The sequence below is a fragment of the Tomitella biformata AHU 1821 genome (assembly GCF_000524475.1).
GTDB lineage: Bacteria > Actinomycetota > Actinomycetes > Mycobacteriales > Mycobacteriaceae > Tomitella > Tomitella biformata.
This window is the reverse complement of sequence record NZ_BAVQ01000014.1, coordinates 1-1,902: the sequence shown is the minus strand read 5'-3', so window position 1 is coordinate 1,902 and position 1,902 is coordinate 1. Positions and strand designations below refer to the sequence as shown.

At 68.3% G+C, this 1,902-nt stretch carries 1 protein-coding gene; it reads right to left on the bottom strand.

The window, feature by feature from the left end:
- Positions 1–552: 552 nt before the first annotated feature.
- On the bottom strand, positions 553–1,767 hold the full coding sequence (locus TBIF_RS07195) for an IS110 family RNA-guided transposase (protein ID WP_024794158.1): 1,215 nt from the start codon (positions 1,765–1,767) through the stop codon (positions 553–555).
- Positions 1,768–1,902 lie beyond the last annotated feature (135 nt).

Below are 1,902 nucleotides of genomic sequence, written 5' to 3'. Positions count from 1 at the left end.
CTAGCTGGCTATAGGTCTTGTCAAGTGCGGGCTGGCCCAGGTGGCATCGCCGTCGCGAGTGGCGGCGGTGCCAGGGCCGGTGCTGTTCGGCCGGTGTGCCGGTTCGGGGGGGTGGGTGCCCAGCGCCCACGCTGACATATGCGACCTCACCCGAGATTGGCGGGTCATCTGGCGACGTTCGGGCTGCTATGAGGGCGAGGGGCCGGGTGCCAAGCTAGTTGCGGCGTAACCGGGTGACCGGTCCGCCATAGCTCAGGCGGCATCTGATCCAGCCCCTCGTCCCACCCTCCAGCCTGACATCTACGGCCGGAGTTGTGAAGGGCTCACACCAATCGGAATCTCCTCTCACCCAGACGGTCGGCCCAGTGGGGCCCGGGGCATGGTGGTCTGCCCGATCGCGGAGCAGTGTGCGCCGGTGCTCATCGCCGTCCACCGCGACATGGCATCGGCTGTGGCGAAACGTATCCCAGGCGGTGGACCGCTCTTTGCGCTCCGTCGCCCCATGGCGAGGACCGGGGCAGGGGCAGCAGCGGCGGTGGTCAGGCCCGGTCGTCAGGCCCAGCGGGCCGGCTCGTAGGCGGTGTGGTCGCGGACCATCGCGAACGCGATCCGGTTGGCGCGGTTGGCCATGGTGCAGGCGATGACCTTGCCCTTCATACCGCGGGCCCGCAGCTCAGCCCCACGGGCCCGGGCGGCGGGCTCGATAAGCCACAAACCCAGACCGAGGTCGATCAATGCCCGACGCAGCCGCACGGAGCCCTCGCGGCTGATCTTCCCGTCCCGGCGCCGCCCGGCGGACTCGTACTGCATCGGGGAGAGCCCGGAGGCCCGGTAGACCTGCCGTGGCCCCGGCCACCGGTCCGGATCACCTAGTGCCCCACCATAATTGGCGACACGGACGACACCCCATCCGGGGACGGTGGTCAGCGTCGCGAAGTCGCTGTCGGGTAGCAGCGCGGCCAGTTGCGCCTCGGCGGTCCCGATCTGGGCGTCGAGGTCGGCGAGCAGCGCCGCGTCCTGGGCGAGGATCTGCCGGGCCATGGGCGCTGCGTGGGTGGGCATGGCCTCGCGGGCGGCGGCGATCAGCCGTTCGGCGACGGGTTGGCGTAGTTGCAGGCCGCGGTTGCCGGCGAAGCGGATCAGCTTGGCTGTGCCGAGGTGCCGTAGGCGGGCGGGGTCGGCGAACTCGGCGATGATCAGGCGTCCGATTTTGGTGTCGAGCACCCTCGGCAGGGCGAGCGTGAGTCCGGGAAACGAACGGTCGAGTTGGCTGATCAGTTGGTTCTTGACCGCAGTGCGGGCCAGGACGCGGCGGGTCCGGTGCGCGGTCAGTGCGGTGATCTGCTCGATCACCAAGGGACGTGCGGAAGCGGGTTGGCCCTGCCCGGCCAAGACCAGGTCGGTGATCGCCTCGAGGTCGATGGCATCGGTCTTGACGCGGCGTTTGCCGTTGATCCGGCGTTGCTCGCCGACGCGGGCGGGGTTGACCTCGAGGACCTCCCAGCCGGTGGGCCACGAGTGGTCGAGCATGGGGTGGTGGTAGTGCCCGGCGGCCTCGATACCAAGCTTGACCTGTGCATCTGCTGGAATTCGGGATTGGATATGCGTGGTCAGGTCGGCGACGGCGGTGACGGTCATGGTGATCTCGACAGGGCCGAACAGTCGGTGGCGGTCGGCGGTGGTGGCGGAGATCGCGGCGACGGACTTGCCGACATCGACGGCGACGACAATGGTGGATGACGTCACTGGTTGGTTGGTGGCGGACATAGCAAACACCTCCGGGGTGCTGCGAGGCGTGGGACGCGGGAACGTCCCCAGCCTCGGCGAAGTGGGAATTTCTTACATTCCCTTCCTTGCACCTCCGGAGGTGTTTGTGAAGGCCTACTCGATATATATCAGCTC